This is a genomic window from Candidatus Accumulibacter contiguus (genome assembly GCF_036625285.1).
Classification (GTDB): Bacteria; Pseudomonadota; Gammaproteobacteria; order Burkholderiales; family Rhodocyclaceae; genus Accumulibacter; species Accumulibacter contiguus.
In genome coordinates this window covers 14,246-34,536 of sequence record NZ_JAZKUC010000001.1, presented here as the reverse complement: position 1 = coordinate 34,536, position 20,291 = coordinate 14,246, and the positions used below count along the sequence as shown (strand labels likewise).

18 protein-coding genes, 2 pseudogenes and 1 riboswitch are annotated in these 20,291 nt (G+C 62.4%); of the genes and pseudogenes, 8 read left to right on the top strand and 12 right to left on the bottom strand.

The features are described 5' to 3' along the window. Nucleotides 1–35: 35 nt before the first annotated feature. From V5B59_RS00195 to V5B59_RS00175, 5 genes are read right to left on the bottom strand one after another with little or no spacing between them, the layout of a single operon-like run. Complete coding sequence (locus V5B59_RS00195) at nucleotides 36–626, bottom strand: pilus assembly PilX family protein (protein WP_169071592.1); 591 nt, start codon at nucleotides 624–626, stop codon at nucleotides 36–38. Continuing rightward, nucleotides 623–1,693: a PilW family protein gene (locus V5B59_RS00190; protein WP_332351263.1), complete on the bottom strand. Its 1,071-nt coding sequence runs from the start codon at nucleotides 1,691–1,693 to the stop codon at nucleotides 623–625. Before V5B59_RS00190 ends, V5B59_RS00195 begins: the two co-directional genes overlap by 4 nt. A gap of 40 nt (nucleotides 1,694–1,733) precedes the next feature. Further along, on the bottom strand, nucleotides 1,734–2,249 hold the full coding sequence (locus tag V5B59_RS00185; RefSeq protein WP_169071590.1) for a hypothetical protein: 516 nt from the start codon (nucleotides 2,247–2,249) through the stop codon (nucleotides 1,734–1,736). Continuing rightward, nucleotides 2,240–2,719: a pilus assembly FimT family protein gene (locus V5B59_RS00180; RefSeq protein ID WP_169071589.1), complete on the bottom strand. Its 480-nt coding sequence runs from the start codon at nucleotides 2,717–2,719 to the stop codon at nucleotides 2,240–2,242. Before V5B59_RS00180 ends, V5B59_RS00185 begins: the two co-directional genes overlap by 10 nt. A gap of 3 nt (nucleotides 2,720–2,722) precedes the next feature. Next, on the bottom strand, nucleotides 2,723–3,160 hold the full coding sequence (locus V5B59_RS00175; RefSeq protein ID WP_034912522.1) for a type IV pilin protein: 438 nt from the start codon (nucleotides 3,158–3,160) through the stop codon (nucleotides 2,723–2,725). A 69-nt stretch (nucleotides 3,161–3,229) separates the two neighbouring features. Here V5B59_RS00175 and V5B59_RS00170 point away from each other — a divergent pair, with 69 nt between their 5' ends. From V5B59_RS00170 to V5B59_RS00160, 3 genes are all read left to right on the top strand, one after another. After that, nucleotides 3,230–3,565 carry a hypothetical protein gene (locus tag V5B59_RS00170; RefSeq protein ID WP_169071588.1) on the top strand — a complete coding sequence of 112 codons (336 nt, stop codon included), beginning with the start codon at nucleotides 3,230–3,232 and terminating at the stop codon, nucleotides 3,563–3,565. A 31-nt stretch (nucleotides 3,566–3,596) separates the two neighbouring features. Then, a riboswitch (cyclic di-GMP riboswitch) is annotated at nucleotides 3,597–3,688 on the bottom strand. A 248-nt stretch (nucleotides 3,689–3,936) separates the two neighbouring features. Next, nucleotides 3,937–4,506 carry a hemerythrin domain-containing protein gene (locus V5B59_RS00165; protein WP_034912534.1) on the top strand — a complete coding sequence of 190 codons (570 nt, stop codon included), beginning with the start codon at nucleotides 3,937–3,939 and terminating at the stop codon, nucleotides 4,504–4,506. A 201-nt stretch (nucleotides 4,507–4,707) separates the two neighbouring features. Further along, nucleotides 4,708–5,136 carry a GlcG/HbpS family heme-binding protein gene (locus tag V5B59_RS00160; RefSeq protein ID WP_034912537.1) on the top strand — a complete coding sequence of 143 codons (429 nt, stop codon included), beginning with the start codon at nucleotides 4,708–4,710 and terminating at the stop codon, nucleotides 5,134–5,136. 536 nt (nucleotides 5,137–5,672) lie between these two features. Here the strand turns inward: V5B59_RS00160 and V5B59_RS00155 are convergent. The 6 genes and pseudogenes from V5B59_RS00155 to V5B59_RS26020 form a co-directional block, all read right to left on the bottom strand. Beyond that, nucleotides 5,673–6,098 carry a hypothetical protein gene (locus tag V5B59_RS00155; RefSeq protein ID WP_169071587.1) on the bottom strand — a complete coding sequence of 142 codons (426 nt, stop codon included), beginning with the start codon at nucleotides 6,096–6,098 and terminating at the stop codon, nucleotides 5,673–5,675. Nucleotides 6,099–6,121: 23 nt separating this feature from the next. Continuing rightward, nucleotides 6,122–9,226: an efflux RND transporter permease subunit gene (locus V5B59_RS00150; protein WP_169071586.1), complete on the bottom strand. Its 3,105-nt coding sequence runs from the start codon at nucleotides 9,224–9,226 to the stop codon at nucleotides 6,122–6,124. 9 nt (nucleotides 9,227–9,235) lie between these two features. Next, complete coding sequence (locus V5B59_RS00145) at nucleotides 9,236–10,408, bottom strand: efflux RND transporter periplasmic adaptor subunit (protein WP_169071585.1); 1,173 nt, start codon at nucleotides 10,406–10,408, stop codon at nucleotides 9,236–9,238. After that, a complete protein-coding gene (locus V5B59_RS00140) occupies nucleotides 10,401–10,973 on the bottom strand; it encodes a hypothetical protein (protein WP_169071584.1) in 573 nt (190 codons plus the stop codon). The genes V5B59_RS00145 and V5B59_RS00140 overlap by 8 nt, the downstream gene beginning before the upstream one ends. Beyond that, nucleotides 10,970–12,196 (bottom strand): TolC family protein, encoded by a 1,227-nt coding sequence (locus V5B59_RS00135; protein WP_169071583.1) that lies wholly within the window; start codon nucleotides 12,194–12,196, stop codon nucleotides 10,970–10,972. Before V5B59_RS00135 ends, V5B59_RS00140 begins: the two co-directional genes overlap by 4 nt. A gap of 195 nt (nucleotides 12,197–12,391) precedes the next feature. Next, nucleotides 12,392–12,535: pseudogene (locus V5B59_RS26020) on the bottom strand (helix-turn-helix domain-containing protein); the annotation flags it as partial. A gap of 133 nt (nucleotides 12,536–12,668) precedes the next feature. Between V5B59_RS26020 and V5B59_RS00125 the strand changes: the two are divergent. The 4 genes from V5B59_RS00125 (at nucleotide 12,669) to V5B59_RS00110 (ending at nucleotide 17,918) form a co-directional block, all read left to right on the top strand. Further along, complete coding sequence (locus V5B59_RS00125) at nucleotides 12,669–14,693, top strand: NADPH-dependent 2,4-dienoyl-CoA reductase (RefSeq protein ID WP_332351250.1); 2,025 nt, start codon at nucleotides 12,669–12,671, stop codon at nucleotides 14,691–14,693. 5 nt (nucleotides 14,694–14,698) lie between these two features. Further along, nucleotides 14,699–15,352 (top strand): TetR/AcrR family transcriptional regulator, encoded by a 654-nt coding sequence (locus V5B59_RS00120; RefSeq protein WP_169071581.1) that lies wholly within the window; start codon nucleotides 14,699–14,701, stop codon nucleotides 15,350–15,352. Nucleotides 15,353–15,917: 565 nt separating this feature from the next. Then, nucleotides 15,918–16,190 (top strand): hypothetical protein, encoded by a 273-nt coding sequence (locus V5B59_RS00115; protein ID WP_169071579.1) that lies wholly within the window; start codon nucleotides 15,918–15,920, stop codon nucleotides 16,188–16,190. A gap of 39 nt (nucleotides 16,191–16,229) precedes the next feature. Beyond that, nucleotides 16,230–17,918 carry an AMP-binding protein gene (locus tag V5B59_RS00110; RefSeq protein ID WP_211203495.1) on the top strand — a complete coding sequence of 563 codons (1,689 nt, stop codon included), beginning with the start codon at nucleotides 16,230–16,232 and terminating at the stop codon, nucleotides 17,916–17,918. 40 nt (nucleotides 17,919–17,958) lie between these two features. Here V5B59_RS00110 and V5B59_RS00105 read toward each other — a convergent pair whose 3' ends face one another. Then, nucleotides 17,959–18,906, bottom strand: coding sequence for a DUF808 domain-containing protein (locus tag V5B59_RS00105; RefSeq protein ID WP_332351247.1), 948 nt, complete (start codon nucleotides 18,904–18,906; stop codon nucleotides 17,959–17,961). 260 nt (nucleotides 18,907–19,166) lie between these two features. On the opposite strand from V5B59_RS00105, the pseudogene V5B59_RS00100 reads away from it, so the two are divergent. Continuing rightward, a pseudogene (locus V5B59_RS00100) lies at nucleotides 19,167–20,291 on the top strand (alanine--glyoxylate aminotransferase family protein); the annotation flags it as partial.

Below are 20,291 nucleotides of genomic sequence, written 5' to 3'. Positions count from 1 at the left end.
GCGGGATCCGACTTGATGCTTTGTCACTTTTCCCATTAATACATGATCACCTGGATATAGCTGACCGTATTTCGCGGACCCTTGACCCGTGAAGTGATCCGGTAATAGGGTTGAACCGAATCGATCAGCGAGCTGGCATCGCCCCCCTTCGAACAACTGGCACAGGGTGTATTCACCGTCGCACACTTCTGGAGAGCGGCGTTCGGGGCCAGACCGGGTGTCTCGCAGAGACGATGAACGACGTATCGCACTTCATTACCCAAACCGTCATCGGCAGTCAGCAGTTTTGAATTCGTCCAGTCGTAGGTCAGGGGCGAGAAGTCGGTGCCCCATGCCGAGTAATATCCGGCGGCGGTGTCGTCGGTCTTGAGAACCTCGGATGTGCGCAGGGGATTGGTGAGCCAGGCGATCGCGTTTTCCACTCCGTAATCCGCAACCGAGGTCGCCGTCTGCTTGAAGGCCAGATTGCCGGCGATCCCCAGACCGGCCCCGGTCCCGCGGATCATGGTCAGACCCGCCATGGTCATGGCGACCAGCATGACTAGCGCAATCAGCATCACCAGGCCTTGCTGATGGCCGCGTGGCGCAACTTCAGGCCGGGCGATCGGTTTTGCCGGAGCGCTCAAGGCGATACTCCCCAGACCATGTTGCGCAGGGAAATCATCCCGCCATAGACCCGGTAACGGTAATTTCGCCAGTCATTGTCATCCCCCGGATTATTATCGTCGGTGCCGTCCACATTTTTCATGGTGAAGGGAATGGCGGCATTGCTGCTGTCCAGCCAGGGCAGAACAGGTGCCGTCTGGGTGACATAGACGGGTCCGGTGCTCGTCGGCTCATACTGCTGGCTGCGGGTCAGAATGGCCACGCGTACCGCCAGCAGACGGGTCCAGTCGACCGGATCGGCATCCTGCCAGGTATCGACCTTGAAGTCGCCATCGCTATCGATGCCATATTGCGCCTGCAGATTGACCACACCATCGGCGACCGGTATGGCAGTATTGCGATACAGGCCGTCGGTAACAACCAGGGTACCATTGGCCACCTGCCAGGTATTCAACTGAGGCGTCTTTCCCAGGTTGAAGAGAAGGCCGGAACTGAAGGTCGCTCCCGTGCCCGCAGCGGCGTTGAAGCGCAGGCTGCCCGCAGCGTGATCAAGCGTCAGCAAATCGGTATTGGTATCACCGGAGACTTCGATCAGCGCACAATTCGCTGCACCGTCAGAGACGATGACCGCATCTCCCACTTTGAAGCCATTCCGCGAGTCAGTTTTCTTGCTGATACTCGTGGAGGCCTTGAAGGCTTGCTCAGCGGTAAAGAAGGAAGAATTGCCATATAACACCTGCAAGCTGTCGGGTGCGCCACTGGCACCCTGACTGATTCTCACGGGTACCAGCGGGAAAGTGAATGCGGCACGTGCCGTCGTCGTGGCCGTTGCGTTGACGATCGCGGAAATGTTACAACCCATCACCGTACTCTTGGCCGCGCCAAATCCCATGCCCGCCTGCTTGAGATCGCGCTCCAGAAGAAAATAACCCACCGCCCCGGCAATCTGCGCATCGCTCCCGGCAGCTGTCGTCCGCTTCGTCTTGTCCCAGGTCGACAGCACGTGAAACATGGCGATGATGCCGATCAATCCGATTGCCACGCCGACCAGCAACTCGGTCAGTGTGAAGCCCCTGCCAGGACGCATCGGCGCAGTCTTGCGCGGCAGAATGCGTCGCCTGGAAGGGTCAGTTGACATAGCTCACCAGGGTATAGTGGCGCAATTTGTTATCTGAAGGCGCCTGCCAGCAAATCGTGATGCTGACCTGATTGTTGACCGCGGTATTTACTCTGATCTGCTGTTTTCCCGTGGAGCCGGGAAGCGGGGATGGCTTGCCGGTAGGCTGCAAGGTGGCTACCCAGTCGACAATCGCCGGATTGGTGGAAGCCGACCCGGTGAACACGCAGTTGTCCCCATCGCTGAAGTGCTGGAAATCGGTCAGAGAGCTTGCGCTCACCATGGACATGACCACCCCATTGATGGTCTGCTGGGTCCGGTCGACCCCGGTCCAGATCTGGCTCAAAACTCGCTCGGCCAGATTCATCGCCTCGGTGCGATACTGTGCATCGGCTTGCACGGTGGCGGCGGTGGCGCCCAGCGCCACCATCGACAGGATACCCAGAGAAAAGATCAGAATGCCGATCAGTGCTTCCAGCAACACGATGCCGGATTGTGAACGTTCAAGAGTCTTCATTATGGACATGCCCTCGTATCTCCCGCTGCTTTTTGAGCGGCGGTCAGTCCGGGGTCGCACAGGCGAGCCCCGCCACCGGTGGTGATAAAAACATTCAGACAGCGTATCGGGCCACCGTCCGCATGACAGGCCCCGGCAACCGGATTGGTGAAGCTGTACACCGCGGGGGCCACCAGGGTGGTGCCACCGAACGGCGTGAAGACGAGATCATTGCCGCCGCTACTGTCGGTCACACTGCTGGTGATCACGATGTTGGCCGGCGTCTCGGTAGGAAAAAAAGGCGAGGAATTGCTGTTCAGACGGATGGCTTCGGCGCGGGCCGTCTGCAGGTCGGCAAGGACCTTTTCTGCCGCCGTACGCAGACGGACATTTGCCATATAGGTGCTGAGGGCCGGAACACCGAGCGACAGAAGAACGCTCAGGAGGGTAATCACCACCAGAAATTCGATCAGGGTGAATCCACGCCGACGGCCCAACATCGCTCAGCACCCCCCGGCTTTATTCAGGACGAAACAGGTACTGGGGGCCGGGAGCGTCCAGCCACTCGGCAGGGCAACCGTGCTCTTGCCAGACGCCGTAAGCATGTTGATCCGGTATTGAAAGCCAGCCATGCTACCTTGTCCGGTGGCATCCACCTGATAAGCCGCCGCGCCAAGACCGGAGCACGCAAACGTGAAATTGCTGGTATTGGCCGGCAGTGGTGCTACCGAGCTGGCCGTACAGGCGCCAACGTATGTACGCTCGTCGAGGAAATGCTGTTGCATCCTGACCTGCATGCTGGAAAGCGCACTAACCGCCTCGGTGATGCGGCCCTTGGTCAGATATTCGATGTAGTTTGGAACGGCGATGGCCGCCAGAATGCTGATGATCACGATGACGATCATCACCTCGATCAGGGTGAATCCGGAATTCGCTTTCATTTCATTGGCCTGAGATGTTTACGGCGAGCAAGGCAACAAGTTGCCGAAGGGTATGGTTGAAACAACGGCATGCAAGCCGCCAAACTTGAGGCCAAACTTGAGGGTGAAACGTGGGGCATTCTTGCGCAGACGGGCAGTTCAATGCGCATTCGCTCGAACCCCTGGGCGACGCGAGCCGGCGCTTCAACAAGGATCTGGGGACGACCGAAATCCACCACCGAGCGGGCACCGCCGGGGAAGCTGCTTACCTTTTCGAATGGAAATGCCATCGCCGAGTTTCCTTGTTGCAAGCGCCATAAGGACGCACTGCCTAGCCACAACAATCGAGGGCTGGCGCAAGGTCAACTACGGGTCAGGAATGAAACCGCCTGCAAATCCGACGGGCTGGTGAGGGATGTACCGTGAACGGAACTTGTCCGGACGTTGCCTCTGTGAGCCTGGCGGCCCCGCTATCCTGGGAAACATGCCGTTTCCGTTAGATCGGTGACTTTGCGTCCCCGCCTTTCGACGGGTTTGCCTTTTTCAGTGAGACTACTGAAATCAAGCATACACCTATAATTTCGCTAATTCAAGGCCAGTCTTTTCGATCTTGATGCGAACGATCCGGCCATAGGCGCCGGGATGGACGTCGCCTATGGCGTGGCAGGTCTCGGCACCCGGGCACACACTCTCCCACAATACTTTCGATCGCACCCCTCGTTCAGACTCATACTTGCGGAGGGGCGTTGGATTGCGTATTCTTAAACGAACATGCAAACTCGGAGAAGGGAGGTACCATGTCCGAGACATCGACCCGCCAGGCGGCCGAAGCCGCCGCCCCGCTGCAGGACTTTTCCAGATGTCACGTCGGGTTCGTGACGCTGCTCGAAACCTCACTCGGCCTGCCCGAGATGGTCTCCACCGCCGCACGGGCGCGCGGGTGCGCCGCGGACGTGCTGAAAATGTTCCGCGACCGCTTGCTCGCCCACCACGATGACGAGGAGCGCGACTTGTTCCCTGCGGTACTGCAGATCGCGGGGCCGGGCGACGAAGCGGACCGGGCACAGGCCATGGTCGCGCAACTCGTCCGCGAGCATCGCGAGATCGCGCAGCTGTGGAAGCAGCTAGAACCAGCCGTGCAAGCCATCGCGAACGGCGACCTGCCCCGGCTGGACTCCGCGCTGCTGCACGAACTGGTGAGGCGCTTCAACGAGCACGTGCGCACGGAGGAAGTGGAGTTCCTGCCCTTTGCGCAGCTGGTTCTGGCGCGCCAGGCCGAAGACATGGCGGCGCTGGGCTTGGCGCTGCACCGGCGCCACGAAGCCGAGGAGATCATGGCGACGGCGATGGTATACGGGGCGAGCTGAAAAGGCTCGTCGCGCCCCCGGCGCTCGATCAGCCGCGCGCGCAGTATTGGCCGGCGCGCCTGCGGACCCGCGGTCCACAAGGTCGAAGCGCTCGGCGACTCGGTGGTGACCGGGCCGACGCTGACCAACGTCAATTATTATTTACGCGCCATCCTGATCACCTGATCGAAAACCGAAGCGCATGACTCAAGGATACTTCCGATGCGAACCATCAAAGCATTGACTCTCGACGACGCCAAACTCGTCGCGGCGGCAGCCGAGGCAGAAGCCATCTCGCGCGGCTGGGCAGTGAGCATAGCCATATGCGATGCCGGTGGACACGCCTTGTGGTTGCAGCGTATGGACGGTGCACCGCTCATGAGTGCTGCCGTAGCCCCGGAAAAGGCCCGCACCTGCGTCCTTAGTGGCAAACCGAGCAAGGTCTTCGAGGATATGGTGAACAATGGCCGTATTGCCGCGCTCGCCATGCCGGTGGTTCCCCTGGAAGGTGGCGAGCCCATCCTGTGCGATGCAATGGTCATCGGTGCGGTTGGGGTCTCCGGCGTCAAGGCCGGCGAAGACGCCCAGGTGGCGCGTGCCGGCGTCGCCGCGCTTGACGCCATCATCGAAACCGGGAAAGAGCCAAGCTGAAACGCCATCGCCAACGTTTTTCGACTCAGTTTCAGCCGCTGTCCTGCCGATCGATGATTCCGGACGTCTCATGGCCGACGCGCAGCGGCCGGATTCGACAGAAGGGCAGTCGCCCAAACGATCAAATCTTGGACTACCTCGCCGTCTGCTCCTGGCCGGAAACGGCCAAATCCGGGCGCCTGCGGGAGGCCTCGAAGTCCACAGGAACCCGCACGAACCCGCGCCAACACGCGGGAGTACGCAAAAACAGACCAACCCGATGAGGGGTTCGTCTTCTTGTTTGCTGGCCAGAACGTACGATCATTACAAACGCTCTGCAGTGGAAGGTGACACCGGCAGTGAGGGCGAATTGCGACACCGCGGTGCCGTCCACAGTTTTCAATGCTGGTGATCTCCATGCCCATCGGATGCTGCTGTGGCTAACGGTCACGACTTTTCCAGGCACCCCCGATCATGAAAGTCATGACCGTTTCCCTCTCCCCCGACCCCTCCCCCGCAAGTGGGGAGGGGAGATTCGTGAGTCGCATACGCGACTTTCACATTAACGGCGTGAACCGCGCTTGCTCGGTCTTCTTGTCAGCGAAAGTGATTGACACGACGACCTTCATCTGGGGATCCGAGGCGTATTTCCCGATCCCTGTCAGCTTGTTGTCGCCGGACGCAGCCAGCGGTATCGTGATTTTTGATTTCGCGGCTAGAATCGTCGCCGTACCGGTAGCAACAGCCGCGGGGACTTTCTTGTCGCCGTGGTCGGTGAGATAGACCGTGACCGGGTTGTCTTTGGCTTCCTTGCTGTCCTTGGCGACTACCAGCTCGAAATGGTAGCTGCCGGCCATGCGCAGCTGGCCACCGTGGGAGCCACTGGTTTTGTCGAGAACAGCATCGTCATGAGCGAACACGCCGTTGCCGACGGACATTAAAGCAGCCACCATGGCCAGGCTGGAAATCAGGGTGCGTTGCATGGATTCTTCCTCACAGGGTAGGGTTAAAAGGACTCTTTCGCTTTTTCGGCCAGCAAGCGTTGCAGGGGTTTCTCACCGAACAGCCAGAACATGACCGGCGTCAGCAAGGTGTCGAGCACGGTGGAGCTGATCAGTCCGCCAAAAATGACCACCGCCACCGGATGCAGAATTTCCTTGCCCGCTGCGTCCGCGGAGAGCAACAGCGGCGTCAGGGCGAAGGCGGCGACCAGTGCGGTCATCAACACCGGGGTCAGCCGCTCCAGCGAGCCGCGCACAATCATCTTTCGCCCGAATACCTCGTCCTCGAAAGCGCACAGGTTGATGTAGTGGCTGATCTTGAGAATACCGTTGCGGGTGGCGATGCCGGTCAGCGTGATAAAGCCGACCAGGGCCGCCACCGACAGCGGCTGGCCGGAGATCCACAAGGCCACCACCGACCCGACCAGCGCGAGTGGCACGTTGCCCATGACGATGGCCGTCAGCACTGCCGAACGGTAGCGGCTGTAGAGGACCAGGTAGATCATGGCCAGCGATACCAGCGCCAGTACAGCAATCAGTCTCGCAGCTTCCTCCTGGGCCTGGAACTGCCCCTCGAGGAGGGGGAAGTAACCTTCCGGCATCGCTGTTCGGTCGATTTCGGAGCGGATGTCGGCAATGATCCGGCTCATGTCGGAACCATCGCTGTTGGCCGAGATGACGATGCGCCGGCGCGTGTTCTCGCGACCGATCTGGTTCGGGCCGTCGCCATCCTCGATCGTGGCAAGGCTTGAGAGCGGTACCCGGCCGGTCGGCGTCTCGATCAGCAGGTTTTCCAGGCCGCGCTCGCCGCGGGCGTCTTCCGGCAAGCGCAGGGTGAGGTCGAAACGGCGATTGCCTTCCAGGACTTGGCCGACCCGTTCGCCGGCCAGCAACTGTTCGAGCCGTTGCAGCAGCTCGCCGGAGGTGACGCCGTAGCGCGCGGCGGCGTCGTAATCGACGCGGATTTTGTACTGCGGGATCAGCACCTGCTTCTCGATCTGCAGATCGGTAATGCCGGGTATCCGGGCGAGGCGCTCCTTGAGGTCACCGGCCAGCCCGTGCAGGGTATCCAGATCGTCACCGAAGATCTTCAGCGCGATCTGCGCCCGCACACCGGAAAGCAGATGGTCGAGGCGGTGCGAAATCGGCTGTCCCACACTGACCACCGCCGGCAGGCTGGAGAGGCGCTGGCGAATGTCGGCGATGATCACCTCGCGGCCGCGTTCCGAGGCTTTCAGGTCGACCTCGATCTCGGACGAATGGACGCCTTCGGCGTGTTCGTCCAGTTCGGCCCGACCGGTCCGGCGACCCACTTCGGTGACTTCCGGCACCGTCAGAAGCAGGTTCTCCGCTTGCGTGCCGATGCGATTCGACTCGGCGAGCGAGGTGCCCGGGTTGAGCAGCACGCTGACCGTCAGGGTGCCTTCGTTGAACGGCGGCAGAAAGGATTTCGGGAAGAAGGGGATCGATGCCAGCGCCAGCGCCACGGTGATGACCGCACCGGCGAGCAGGAGTCGGCCGCGATCGAACGACCAGTTGAGCAGGCGTTCGTCCCATGTCTTGAGCCGGGATACCAGGGCACTGTCGCCGTGATCGATGGGCTTCATTGCCGGCAAGAGGTAGTAGCACAGCACCGGGGTAAGGGTCATTGCCACCGCCATGCTGGCCAGAATGGAAACGATATAGGCCACTCCGAGCGGCGTGAACAGCCGCCCCTCGATGCCCGGCAGCGCAAACAGCGGAATGAATACCAGGACGACGATCAGTGTGGCATAGACGACCCCCGAGCGCACCTCCTTCGAGGCCGTGGCAATGACTTCCAGTGCCGGCTTCGGATCAGGCAGGCGGCGGTTCCTGCGCAGGCGGCGCAGAACGTTTTCCACGCCAATCACCGCATCGTCCACCAGTTCGCCGATGGCAATCGCCAGCCCGCCGAGCGTCATGGTGTTGATCGACAGGCCGAAGTAGTGGAAGACCAGCGCCGTGAGCAGCAGCGATACCGGAATGGCAGTCAGCGAAATGAAAGTCGTGCGCAGATTGGCGAGAAACAGGAACAGGATGACGGCCACCATGATGGCGCCGTCGCGCAGCGCTTCCTCGACGTTATTGACCGACGCTTCGATGAAATTGGCCTGCTTGAAGAGGAACTGCGGTGTTTCGACCCCCGGCGGCAGACTCTTGCCCATCTCGGCGAGGGCTCTTTCGACGGCACGCGTCAAGGCCACCGAGTCCGCCGTCGGTTGCTTCTGCACCGAGAGAATGACGGCCGGCTTGCCCTGGAAACTGCCATCGCCACGCTTGATGGCCGGCGCCAAGGTGACCGAGGCGACCTGGCGGAGCAGGATCACCTGCCCTTGACGCGTCGCCACCGGCTGGTTCTGCAGGTCTTCGAGCCGGCTGCTGCGGCCGATGTTGCGGATCAGATATTCGCGCCCACCCGCATCGACGAAACCGCCGGCCGTGTTGCCGCCGAAGTTTTTCAGCGCCGCTCCCAGTTCGCTCAGCGTCACTGCCAGCGCCTGCATGCGGGCCGGATCGGGTTCAATGCGGTACTGCTTGACCTGGCCACCGATGGCAATGACCTGCGCGACGCCCGCGATGGTCAGCAGGCGCGGGCGAATGACCCAGTCCGCGTATTCGCGGACCTGCATCGGGCTGACCTTGTCGGGGTCGGCTGGCAGGGCGATGAGCAGGATCTCGCCCATGATCGACGAGATCGGCCCCATCTGCGGAACGATGCCCTGCGGCAACTGCTCGCGCACCAGGTTGAGACGCTCCGCGATCTGCTGGCGATTACGGTAGATCTCGCTGCCCCACGCGAACTCGACATACACCACCGACAGGCCGATACCCGACACGGAGCGCACGCGCGTCACGCCGGGCATCCCGTTCATCGCCGATTCGACGGGGAAGGTGATCAACTGCTCGACCTCTTCCGGCGCCATGCCGCCGGCTTCGGTCATCAGCGTGACCATCGGCTTGTTGAGGTCGGGAAAGACGTCTACCGGCATCCTGCGCACGGTCAGGGCGCCATAAATGATCAGCAGCAACGAGACGCCCAGCACGATCAGGCGCTGCTTGAGACTGGTGTTGATGATGAAATTGAACACGGCGCGCCCTCAACGAATCTGGGACAGCGATGCGGCGCCCTGTACGACGACCCGCTCGCCGCCGCTCAGCCCGTCGGTCACGGCCACCGAATGGCCGTCGAGCGGCGCGATCCTGACCTTGCGCGAGACAAAATGCTCGGCGCTTTCGTGCACCCAGACCACCGATTCATTGGCCGCATTGCGCACCACGGCGACGACAGGAACAGCGACGCCGGACTGGAGCCCGCTGGTCTGAGCCAGCACCTTGAGTGTCTGGCCGACCGCAAGCGCAGGCAACTCGCCGGTTTTCGGCAATTCGACACGGAACAGTACCGGCATGGCCTGCTCCTTGAGAGTGCGCCCGATGCCGACGAAGGCAAGCTCGAGAACGCCGCCGGCCACCGGCGCGCTGGCCTTGGCCAAGCCGGCGAGCAACAGCGGGTCGTAGGCCAGCGCCTCGACCGCCAGGCGCTGTGGATCGATCACCTCGAAGACCACCTCCCGCGCATCGACTACCTGACCCACGACGGCGTTGGCCGCGATGACGACACCGCTGACCGGCGCCACCAGCGCTTCGCGGCCGAGGCTGCCGCCGACCGCGGCTTTTCGCTTTTTGAACGCGGCGAGTTCGATCTGTGCCTGCTCGATGTCCTTCTGCGGAACACTGCCTTCCAGTTGCCTGAGGCGTGCGACACGGCGTTCGAGGACGGTTTCCTGGGCCGCGAGTTCGGCCAGCACCGATTGCTGCGAACCGCGTTCGATGGCGCTGGACGCCGGCTGCAGCCAGGCGAGCAGCTGTCCTTTGCTGACCCGCTGGCCGAGTACGGCGAGTCCTTTCGGGCCGGCCTCGATCCGCCCGCTCTGGAAGGTCTGCACGCGTCCGCCCGCATTGGGGTCGCCGACGACGCGGCCATTGAGTTCGACGGTGCGGGGAAACTCGCCTTTGCGTGCCGTCTGGGTGCGTAGCGCCAGTTGCCGTTGTGCCGATTTCGGCACGAAGACGCTGCCATCCGGCAAGCGCAAGGCAGGCTCGATGAAGGCCACCTGGCCTTGGGCGTGGACTGGGGCGACCGCCAGCGGGGCTGAGGTGGATTTCTTCTCGTCGCCGTGGTCCTCACCGCCGTGCGCCCAGACCTGAACCGTGAGCAGACCGGCCAACAGCAGGACAAGGGCGTCACGGCTGGTGTTGCGGTAATCAGACATGGTGAATCGCCCTTTCTCTTGCCTGGCGCCGCAGGCGACGCGTGACCAGGCCGCCGCAGAGCAGGAGCAGCGAAATCCCTGCGAAGAGCCACCACGGACGTTCGGTAGTTTCCTTGGCGGACGCTGCCGCCGGGACTTCTCCCACCTCCAGGGTGGCGGAGAGCAGATCGACGATTTCCCCTGCCTGAATCGTCAGCGTCAGGGGGTGTTTGCCGGCTTGGGCAAGGGCGGCCGCGGGTATTTGATAGACCCCGTCGCCCATCGCACTGGCAAGCCCTTTGATCCCCTGCCCTTCGACTTCTATCTGTGCGCCTTGAATCGGCCCGTTGTCGCTGGCGCGGTCGACATAGATGAGCAGATCCTTGTCGGCCAGCACCCCGACGATTTCCACATCCTCGCTGCGCACCTCGAAGCGTGGTGCCAGTCGGGCGTCGGCAGGCTTCGCGGTGCCCCCGTGGTCATGGCCTTCATGGGCGATGATCGGCGCAGACAGGGAAAACAGCGCCAGCAGAATGGCCGTCATACCAGCAGCGGCCCAGGTCGGAATGAAGGTTGGTCGGGTCACGGCGTGATTCCTCTAGCCTGGTTCAGATTGGCCTGTGCGGCGGATAGTCGGGAACGGCTGCGGACCCCTTCGATACGAGCCTCGGTGGTCTGGTACTGGGCGCGCAGCAGCTCGACGAGCGAGGTTTCGCCAAGCTCGAACGAGCGGCGCATCAGCGCCAGACGCTCCGCCGCGGCTTGCTCGCGCTCGACCGCCAGCACCGCACCGAGAGCGGCCGATGCGAGCTGCGCCTCGGCTTCGAACACCTCCGCCTCGACTTCGGCAACGAACCGTCGATAGCGGGCCTCGGCCTCGATCAGGGCGGTGTTGGCGCTGGCCATCAGCGGCGCATTGCGCGCTGCGACGGCCATCGGGAGGCTGATGGCAAAACCAATGCTGTCGCGCGGGGTGGCACCGGATACGTCACGATCGCGGCGATAGAGCACACCGATACTCGGCGCCTCGCGGCGCGACTCCTGAGCCAGTTTGAGAGCAGCACGGGCGCGCTCGACAACGGCCTGCGCGGCGGCGATGCGGGGATCGACAGCGTGATTGCCGGCCACCGCGAGGGGCTCCTGCGGATCGTCCGGCAAGCGCTCCGTACCGGTCAGCACCCGGTAGCGTTGCAGGCTGCGCACCACCGTGAGTTGGGCATCGGCAGCGGCTGCGCGCGCACTGGCGGTTTCCTGCCGGGCGAGCAGCAGGTCGGAGCGGGCAATTTCTCCGACTTTGAACCGCCTGCCGACATCCGCTTCGAGTCCTAGCGCGGTTTTCAGGCGTTCTGCGGCAACCTCTGCTTCACTCCTGGCCATGACCAGCGTCCACAGCGCTCGGCGCAATTCACCGGCCACGGCGAGCCGTGTCGCCTGGATGTCGCCTTCGTTCTCTTCGCCTTCGGCCTCGGCAAGGCTCCTGCGCGCAGCCTTCTGTCCAGGCAGCCAGAGCGGAATCGAAATGCCGATTTCGCTCTCCTGGTTACCGAGATCGCTGTTCCAGCGGTCGGTGCGGTGAAAAGCGTCAATTTTCGGGGCGGCAGGAAACCAGGATTCGGCCACCGTTCGGCTGGCGGCGACTTCTTCCCGTTTCGCCTCTGCCGTTCGCCCCGATGGGGAATTCGCCCACGCTTTCTCGAACACTTCGCGCAAGGTCTCCGCCTGCGCGGAAGCTGTCGTCATGGCCAGCAACCAGGTCAGGAGCTTGACTGCGAGGCCTGCCTTCACCGTACGCTGCGCACTGCTTTGCATCGGAAGCACCCATTGTCAATCACTGATGGGCGTGATGTTGCCGGACGCTGACCAACAGAAAGCTGACTGCAGAATTACAAATTTGTTATCTGCGTCGCTTGTGCGTAACAGCTCGACAGAAGCCTGAATGTCTCACGTCTCGAAAGCGTGCTGATCGATGTGGACGGCAAGAGCATCACCTGGAAGGTCGATACGTTAGTACTCTTGAGCAAGGCGGCAGCGCGCGGGGCCGGTTGGGTTGCGGCGGTGCTGTTCCCAGTTTTGCAGCGTCTTGGTGCTGACCCGCATCAGACGGGCAAACTCGCTTTGCGATAGAAAGAATTCCGACACCTGCTTTACGAGCCATGACTTCCGGCCATCTCCGGACTCCACTTGCGTGCAGCCAGCCAATCCTCGATAATCCAACAAGCGATTGCTTGCTTAATTGTTGATCACTCACGCCACGCTCAACCCGTCTCAGGAGACTGTCCGCATGCGCCACCACCCGTATCCCCACCTGCTCGCCCCGCTCGATCTCGGCTTTACGACACTGAAGAATCGTGTCCTGATGGGCTCGATGCATACCGGCCTCGAAGAAGCTCCGCAAGGCTTCGCCCGTCTCGCCACCTTCTATGCCGAGCGCGCGCGTGGGGGCGTCGGACTGATCGTGACCGGCGGCATCGCCCCCAACCAGGATGGGGTGGTGATGCCCGGCGCAGCGGTACTCGAAAACGAGGCGCAGGCCGAGCAGCACCGGCAGGTCACGACCGCCGTCCACCAGGCAGGCGGCAAGATCGCCCTGCAGATCCTGCATACTGGCCGCTACGCCTATCATCGCGGTGCTGTCGCGCCGTCGGCAGTACAGGCACCGATCTCGCCGATCCGCCCGCGCGAACTCAGTGAGGAGGACATCGAGCGGACGCTCAAGGACTACGCCCGCTGCGCCAGCCTCGCGCAACTCGCCGGCTATGACGGTGTCGAGGTGATGGGATCGGAAGGCTACCTGATCAATCAGTTCATTGCCCAGCAGACCAATTTCCGCGAGGACGGCTGGGGCGGCCCTTTCGAGAACCGCATCCGCCTCGCCGTCGAAACGGTTCGGCGCGTGCGCGCGGCGACCGGGCCGAACTTCATCATCATTTACCGTCTGTCGATGCTCGACCTGGTCGAAGGCGGTAGTACCTGGGATGAGATCGTCACCCTGGCCAAGGCGATCGAGGCCGCCGGGGCAACGCTCATCAACACCGGTATCGGCTGGCATGAGGCACGTATTCCGACGATCGCCACGATGGTGCCGCGCGCGGCCTTCGTCTGGGTGACCAAACGCCTGATGGGCGAGGTCGACATCCCCTTGATCACCACCAACCGCATCAACATGCCGGATGTCGCCGAGGAAGTGATCGCTTCCGGCTGCGCCGACATGGTCTCGATGGCACGCCCTTTCCTCGCCGATGCCGACTTCGTGAACAAGGCGGCGGCTGGACGCGCCGACGCGATCAACACCTGCATCGCCTGCAACCAGGCATGCCTCGACGAGATCTTCGCCGGCCGGCTGACTTCCTGTCTGGTCAATCCGCGGGCCTGCCGGGAAACCGAACTATTGATCGAGAAAGCAGCAGCGCCCAAGCGGATCGCCGTCGTCGGCGCCGGACCGGCGGGTATGGCCTGCGCGCTGACTGCGGCCGAACGGGGGCATTGGGTCACCCTGTTCGATGCGTCCGCGGAAATTGGCGGGCAGTTCAGGCTGGCACGCCGGATCCCGGGCAAGGAAGAATTCAGCGAGACGCTGCGCTACTTCGATCACCGCCTGCAGGACGCGGGGGTCACCCTGGAACTCGGCAAACGCTGCGAAGCCTCCGAGCTGGCCGATGCCGGCTTCGAGCATGTCGTTCTCGCCACCGGCATCGTGCCAAGACAGCCTGAACTGCCCGGTATCGGGCACGAGAAGGTGATCTCGTATGTCGACCTGATCGAAGGCTTTCGTATTGCCGGCGAACGCGTGGCGATCATCGGTGCCGGCGGCATCGGCTTCGACGTCGCCGAGTTCCTGACCCATACCGACGACGATCGCGACGAAATCGAGCGCTTCCAGGGCGAATGGGGGATCGACCCCGAGTTCGCCAACCGCGGCGGCCTCCGTCCACCGGTCCCGGAAGCCACACGACGCCAGGTCTGGCTGCTGCAGCGCAAGGCCGCCAAGGTCGGCGACGGGCTGGCCAAGACCACCGGCTGGATTCGCCGCACCCTGCTCAAGAAACGCGGCGTACAGATGCTCTCCGGGGTGACGTACGAGCGCATCGACGACGCCGGCCTGCACCTCATCGTCGATGGCCAGCCGCAGTGCCTGCCGGTGGACCACGTGATCGTCTGCGCAGGTCAGGAACCGCGCCGCGATCTCGAAGCCGGTCTGCGCGCCGCCAATGTGCCGCTGTCGCTGATCGGCGGCGCCGATGTCGCCAACGAACTCGACGCCAAACGCGCCATCGATCAGGGAACGCGCCTGGCAGCGGCGCTCTGATCACCATGCCGGCCGGCCGCAAACAACGGCAAGGCACGCTGGAAGCGAACCGCCGCGAAGAACTGTTGCACGCGGCGGCCCGCCTGTTCGTCGAGAAAGGTTTTGACGCGACCACCACGCGCGATATCGCCGAGGCCGTCGGGATGCGCTCGGGCAGCCCCTTCTACCATTTCCGCAGCAAGCAGGAACTGCTCAAGGCGGCGATGATCGCAGGCCTGGAGACCGGCTACCGGCGCCTGCAGGCGGCCAGCGATGGCATCGTCGACCCTGCGCAGCGCCTGCGGATGATGATCCGCGCCCATCTCGGGAACCTTCTCGAAGGCGATTGCCAGGTGCCGATGCTGCTCTACGAATCGCGCGCACTCGACGCCGAGGCGAGGGCCGAAATCGCTGCGGTCACTGACCGCTACCAGGAGGTATGGCAGGCAACACTGGACGAACTGGCTGCCAGCGGCAGGTTGCGCAGTTCGGCAGCACCGCTGCGCCTGTTGCTCTTCGGCATGCTCAACTGGAGCAGTCAGTGGTACCGGCCGGATGGCGCGCTGTCACTCGACGAGATCGCCACCGCAGCAGCCGAGCTGTTGTTACCCTTTCTTTCGGAGCTGCGCCAAGAGCATGTCGACGACATCGGCACAGGACAGCAATCCGGCGCAGGGTGAGTTGGTGAGCGATTGACGGCGATCGACCGTAACACAGCAGGGCAAGAAGTTCGGATTGGTATTTGAAGACCACCTACCCTGGAATCCGTGGTTCAGGCCATACCGTGATCTGCCGGTGCGGCATGTCCCGCGCCAGCGCCGCGCGCTGCTCACACGCGACGGCGACCAGCGCCTCACGACCCATCGACCATCGATGGCCGTGCAGCGTGCAGTGGCATCGGCCACGTGTCTGGGCTATAGTCAATCCTGGCGGGATTTTCGAGCATCTACCTTCTCCCTCGCATCGATGGTGTAAGGTGTCGATGCCAGGACGGTCGGAAGCACTTTACACCCCTTCGTTTGATTCCCTTTCCTATTTAAATGCCATGAACAAGCAAGCTGCACTGGTAATGACCATGACAGGCGAGATATTTCAGCCAGTCCGCCTGTACTATAAAATCCGCAATATGAATATGGTTCTGAAAAAATTTGCCGCGATGTCGTGCATGAATCATGACAAAGCCAATAATCGCTGGACCTGGTTGTACGACGGCGACTCCATGTCGCTTCAATTCAAGAATTCCTATTGTTCGCTGAGGTCAAGACAGACGAGATTTATGCCAAGCAAGAGGCAGCAGTTCAGAGATCGTTGGCCATGATGAAGGCTGGTCGCATCATGGAAGTCTTGCATGAGCGAAAGTTTGACCTGGTCGAGGCCTTCCCCACCAATTTTTACTCGGATGGTATCAGGGGTCTTGAGTTATCACTACGCATGAGGCAGATCGTGGCCATCAAGCGTTGGCGTGGAAATCAAAACTATTCTCTATCAGATGTCATTTGCAGCAGCTTCAATATTTGAATCCGGTCAATTACTTATGCCATCATCGAGCAGGAGAGCATGGTGAATCGCATCTGGCTCAGGAACTACCCTTCCGGGATCCCCGCCGAGATCGATCCCGACCAGTTCAGGTCGATCCCGGACCTGCTCGAGAGGCTTTTTGGCAAATTTGCCGAGCGACCGGCGTTTCACAACCTGGGCTACACCATGGGCTACGCCGAACTCGAGCGCATGTCGGGTGCTTTTGCCGCATTCCTGCAAGGCTTGCCGGGTCTGGGCAAGGGCGAGCGCGTGGCGATCATGTCCCCGAATCTGCTGCAATACCCGGTGGCGCTGTTCGGCATTCTGCGCGCCGGCATGACGGTGGTGAATGTCAATCCGCTGTACACGCCGCGCGAGCTGGAGCACCAGTTGAATGACTCGGGGGCTCGGGCCATCGTCATCGTCGAGAACTTCGCCAGTGGACTGCAGCAGGTGTTGAGCAGCACGCCGCTCAAGCATGTGATCACCACACAGGTCGGTGATCTGTTGCCGATCCCGAAGCGCTGGATCGTCAACTTCATGATCAGGGCCGTGAAGAAAATGGTGCCGGCCTGGCAGATCGATGGCGCCGTGACCTTTCGCGACGCGCTCGAACGAGGCATGGCGGCGCGCCTGCAGCCGGTCGATCTGCAGGGTGAGGACATCGCCTTCCTGCAGTACACCGGTGGCACGACCGGTGTCGCAAAAGGGGCGATGCTGACCCACCGCAATATTCTTGCCAACCTGGAGCAGACCGGTGTGTGGATCTCGGGCAGTTTCAAGGAAGGCAGCGAAATCATCATTGCGCCGCTGCCGCTGTACCACATTTTCTGCCTGACCTCGACGCTGTCGTTCATGAAGTGGGGCAGCCTGATCGTGCTGATCAGCAATCCGCGTGATCTGCCGGCGCTGGTCAAGGAACTCGGGCGCTGGCCATTCACCGGCATGACCGGCGTCAATACGCTGTTCAATGGTCTGCTACATACGCCGGGTTTCGAGCAACTCGATTTTTCGATGCTCAAGGTGGTGGTCGGTGGCGGCGCCGCCGTACAGAAGCCGGTGGCCGAGCGCTGGCAAAAAGTGACCGGACGTTGTCTCACCGAAGCCTACGGGTTGACCGAGACCTCACCAGGCGCCTGCGCCGTGCCTCTGGGCGCACCCTGGGATGGCAGCATTGGCCTGCCCCTGCCGTCCACGGAGCTGTCGATCAGAGACGAGGATTTCAAGGAGTTGCCGGCATGGACCGGAGCGGGCGACATCGAGAAACACACCGGCGAAATCTGCATTCGTGGTCCGCAGGTGATGAAGGGCTACTGGAACAATCCCGCAGAAACAGCCAAGGTATTGCAGGACGGCTGGTTGAAGACGGGCGACATCGGCCATCTGTGTGCCGATGGCCGCGTGACCCTGACTGACCGCAAGAAGGACATGATTCTGGTGTCGGGCTTCAATGTCTATCCGAACGAGGTCGAAAGTGTCGTCGCGGCGCATCCGGGCGTACTCGAATGCGCGGTGGTGGGCGTGCCCGATGAGAAATCGGGTGAAGCGGTCAAGGTGGTGATTGTCAGGAAGGATCCGACGCTGAACAGGGAGTCCGTGATCGAGCACTGCCGGGCCCATCTGACCGGCTACAAGCTGCCGCGCCATGTCGAGTTTCGCGATGCCCTGGTCAAGACGCCGATCGGAAAGGTCCTGCGGCGCGAACTGCGTGACGCGCCGAAAGAGTAAGCGGCGCGCGCGTTTCGGGGTTGCCGCTGGCGCTCGTCGGCTACTGTCTTTTCTGCCTGCGAAGCGCAGCACGGATGGCTGCAAAAGCCTGGACACCAAGGAGGGCCAGGCCGCCGGCAACGACACCCACGAGCACGTCAAGCAGGGGCGGCAGCAGCGCCTTGAGCACGCCGCCGACGCCGGCAATGGTACCAGCCAGCCCGGCGAGGTGTTCGACCAGGTGATGTAGCGGCGGTATGCCGTGCGTCAGGATGCCACCGCCAACCAGGAACATCGCAGCCGTGCCGATGACCGTCAGCGCCTTCATCAGGCGCGGCGCCGCCAGCAGCAGGCCCTTGCCGATCGTTCGCGCCAGTGCGCCACTTTTGGTCAGCAGATGGAGTCCGATGTCGTCCATCTTGACGATGCCGGCGACGACGCCATATACACCGACCGTCATGATCAGGCCGATCCCTGACAGCACCGCGACCTGCGTGCTGAAGGACTGGTCGGCGACGGTGCCGAGCGCGATGACGACAATCTCGGCCGAGAGCACGAAGTCGGTGCGGATTGCTCCCTTGACCTTGTCGGCTTCGCGTGCCGGCAGGTCGGCATTTTCGTCGGCCAGCAGAGCCAGTTGCTCGGCGTGTTGGGCGTCGTCATCGCCAGCGCCATGCAGCCAGCGGTGAGCCAGTTTCTCGACCCCTTCGAAGCACAGATACATGCCGCCGAGCATCAGCAGCGGCATCACTGCCGCGGGCATGAAGCGGCTGATCACCAGCGCCGCCGGTACCAGGATCAGCTTGTTCTTCAGCGAACCGACGGCGACCGCCCAGACCACCGGCAATTCGCGCTCGGCCCGTACGCCCGACACCTGTTGGGCGTTGAGTGCCAGATCGTCGCCAAGGACGCCGGCGGTTTTCTTGGCGGCGACCTTGGTCATCAGGGCAACGTCGTCGAGGACCGAGGCAATGTCATCGATCAGGGCAAGCAGGCTGGCTCCGGCCATGGTGGTTCCCGTTCCAGGAGTGGGTTGTGCATTCGAGCGCTACCGGGGTTGCGGTAAGCAGGATTGCATTCTAGGGGATAAGGCGCTTGCGCTGTCGCCGGAAGTGCCCGGTCAAGGATGCTTTGCGCGCGAATCCAGGGGGGTCGCTTCCACCGCCAGGCCGCTTTGTGACTAGCGCGCCATGCGGACTTGGCGTTATGCTCCCCGTCCTTCCCTGACCAATCAAACTCTCGCTTCTCACCCTACAACTGGAGACAATCGTGCCTGCACTGCTGCCCCAACCCGATCCCGATGGTCTGCTCGAATACTCGGTGGTCTATACCGATCGCTCCCTGAACCACATGTCGCAGCGCTTCCAGGGCGTGATGAAGGACATCGCGCGGATTCTCAAGACGGTCTACAACGGCAAGACGGCGATCGTCGTGCCGGGCAGCGGAACCTTCGGCATGGAAGCCGTCGCCCGCCAGTTTGCCACCGACAAGAAGTGCCTGATCATCCGCAATGGCTGGTTCAGCTTCCGCTGGACGCAGATTCTCGACATGGGGCGGATTCCTTCGGCCAGCATCGTCCTGCAAGGCGCGCCGTCTCGGCGACGAAAGGCAGGCGCCGTTCGTGCCGCCGCCGATCGAGGAGGTCGTCGCTCGCATTCACGCCGAGAAGCCGGACCTCGTCTTCGCGCCACACGTCGAAACCGCTTCCGGAATGATCCTGCCCAACGACTACCTGCGTGCCGTCGGTGAGGCGGTGCGCGCAGTCGATGGCCTTTTCGTCCTCGATTGCGTCGCTTCCGGTGCGGTCTGGGTCGACATGGTTGCCAACGCGGTCGATGTGCTGATCAGCGCCCCCCAGAAAGGCTGGACCGGTCTGCCCTGCTGCGCGCTGGTGGTGCTTGGCGAGCGCGCCCGCGCCAGGATCGACGCCACGACCAGCAGCAGCTTTGCCTGCGACCTCAAGAAGTGGATGCAGATCATGGAGACCTTTGAAAACGGCGGCCACGCCTATCATGCGACGATGCCGACCGACGCGCTGGCAGCCCTGCGCGACGTGATGCGCGAAACCGAAAACTACGGTTTCGAGCGCGTACGCCAGGAGCAGCTCGAAGTCGGCCTGCGCGTGCGCGCACTTGCTGACCGGCAAGGGCTTCAGGAGCGTCGCCGCCGAGGGCTTCCAGGCGCCGGGCGTCGTCGTCAGCTACACCGACGATCCCGGAAATCCAGTCGGGCAGGAAGTTCGTCGCCATCGGCGTCCAGACCGCGGCCGGCGTGCCGCTGCAGTGCGACGAGCCGGCCGATTTCACCACCTTCCGCATCGGCCTGTTCGGCCTCGAAAAACTCCACAATCCCGACCGCACGGTGCGCAACCTCGCCGATGCGCTCGATGCGGTG

Coding starts and splice junctions, on each gene's coding strand:
- V5B59_RS00190 (WP_332351263.1), bottom strand. CDS start 1,693: ATGCGTCCTGGCAGGGGCTTCACACTGACCGAGTTGCTGGTCGGCGTG.
- V5B59_RS00185 (WP_169071590.1), bottom strand. CDS start 2,249: ATGTCCATAATGAAGACTCTTGAACGTTCACAATCCGGCATCGTGTTG.
- V5B59_RS00180 (WP_169071589.1), bottom strand. CDS start 2,719: ATGTTGGGCCGTCGGCGTGGATTCACCCTGATCGAATTTCTGGTGGTG.
- V5B59_RS00175 (WP_034912522.1), bottom strand. CDS start 3,160: ATGAAAGCGAATTCCGGATTCACCCTGATCGAGGTGATGATCGTCATC.
- V5B59_RS00170 (WP_169071588.1), top strand. CDS start 3,230: ATGCAAGCCGCCAAACTTGAGGCCAAACTTGAGGGTGAAACGTGGGGC.
- V5B59_RS00165 (WP_034912534.1), top strand. CDS start 3,937: ATGTCCGAGACATCGACCCGCCAGGCGGCCGAAGCCGCCGCCCCGCTG.
- V5B59_RS00160 (WP_034912537.1), top strand. CDS start 4,708: ATGCGAACCATCAAAGCATTGACTCTCGACGACGCCAAACTCGTCGCG.
- V5B59_RS00155 (WP_169071587.1), bottom strand. CDS start 6,098: ATGCAACGCACCCTGATTTCCAGCCTGGCCATGGTGGCTGCTTTAATG.
- V5B59_RS00145 (WP_169071585.1), bottom strand. CDS start 10,408: ATGTCTGATTACCGCAACACCAGCCGTGACGCCCTTGTCCTGCTGTTG.
- V5B59_RS00135 (WP_169071583.1), bottom strand. CDS start 12,196: ATGCAAAGCAGTGCGCAGCGTACGGTGAAGGCAGGCCTCGCAGTCAAG.
- V5B59_RS00125 (WP_332351250.1), top strand. CDS start 12,669: ATGCGCCACCACCCGTATCCCCACCTGCTCGCCCCGCTCGATCTCGGC.
- V5B59_RS00120 (WP_169071581.1), top strand. CDS start 14,699: ATGCCGGCCGGCCGCAAACAACGGCAAGGCACGCTGGAAGCGAACCGC.
- V5B59_RS00110 (WP_211203495.1), top strand. CDS start 16,230: ATGGTGAATCGCATCTGGCTCAGGAACTACCCTTCCGGGATCCCCGCC.
- V5B59_RS00105 (WP_332351247.1), bottom strand. CDS start 18,906: ATGGCCGGAGCCAGCCTGCTTGCCCTGATCGATGACATTGCCTCGGTC.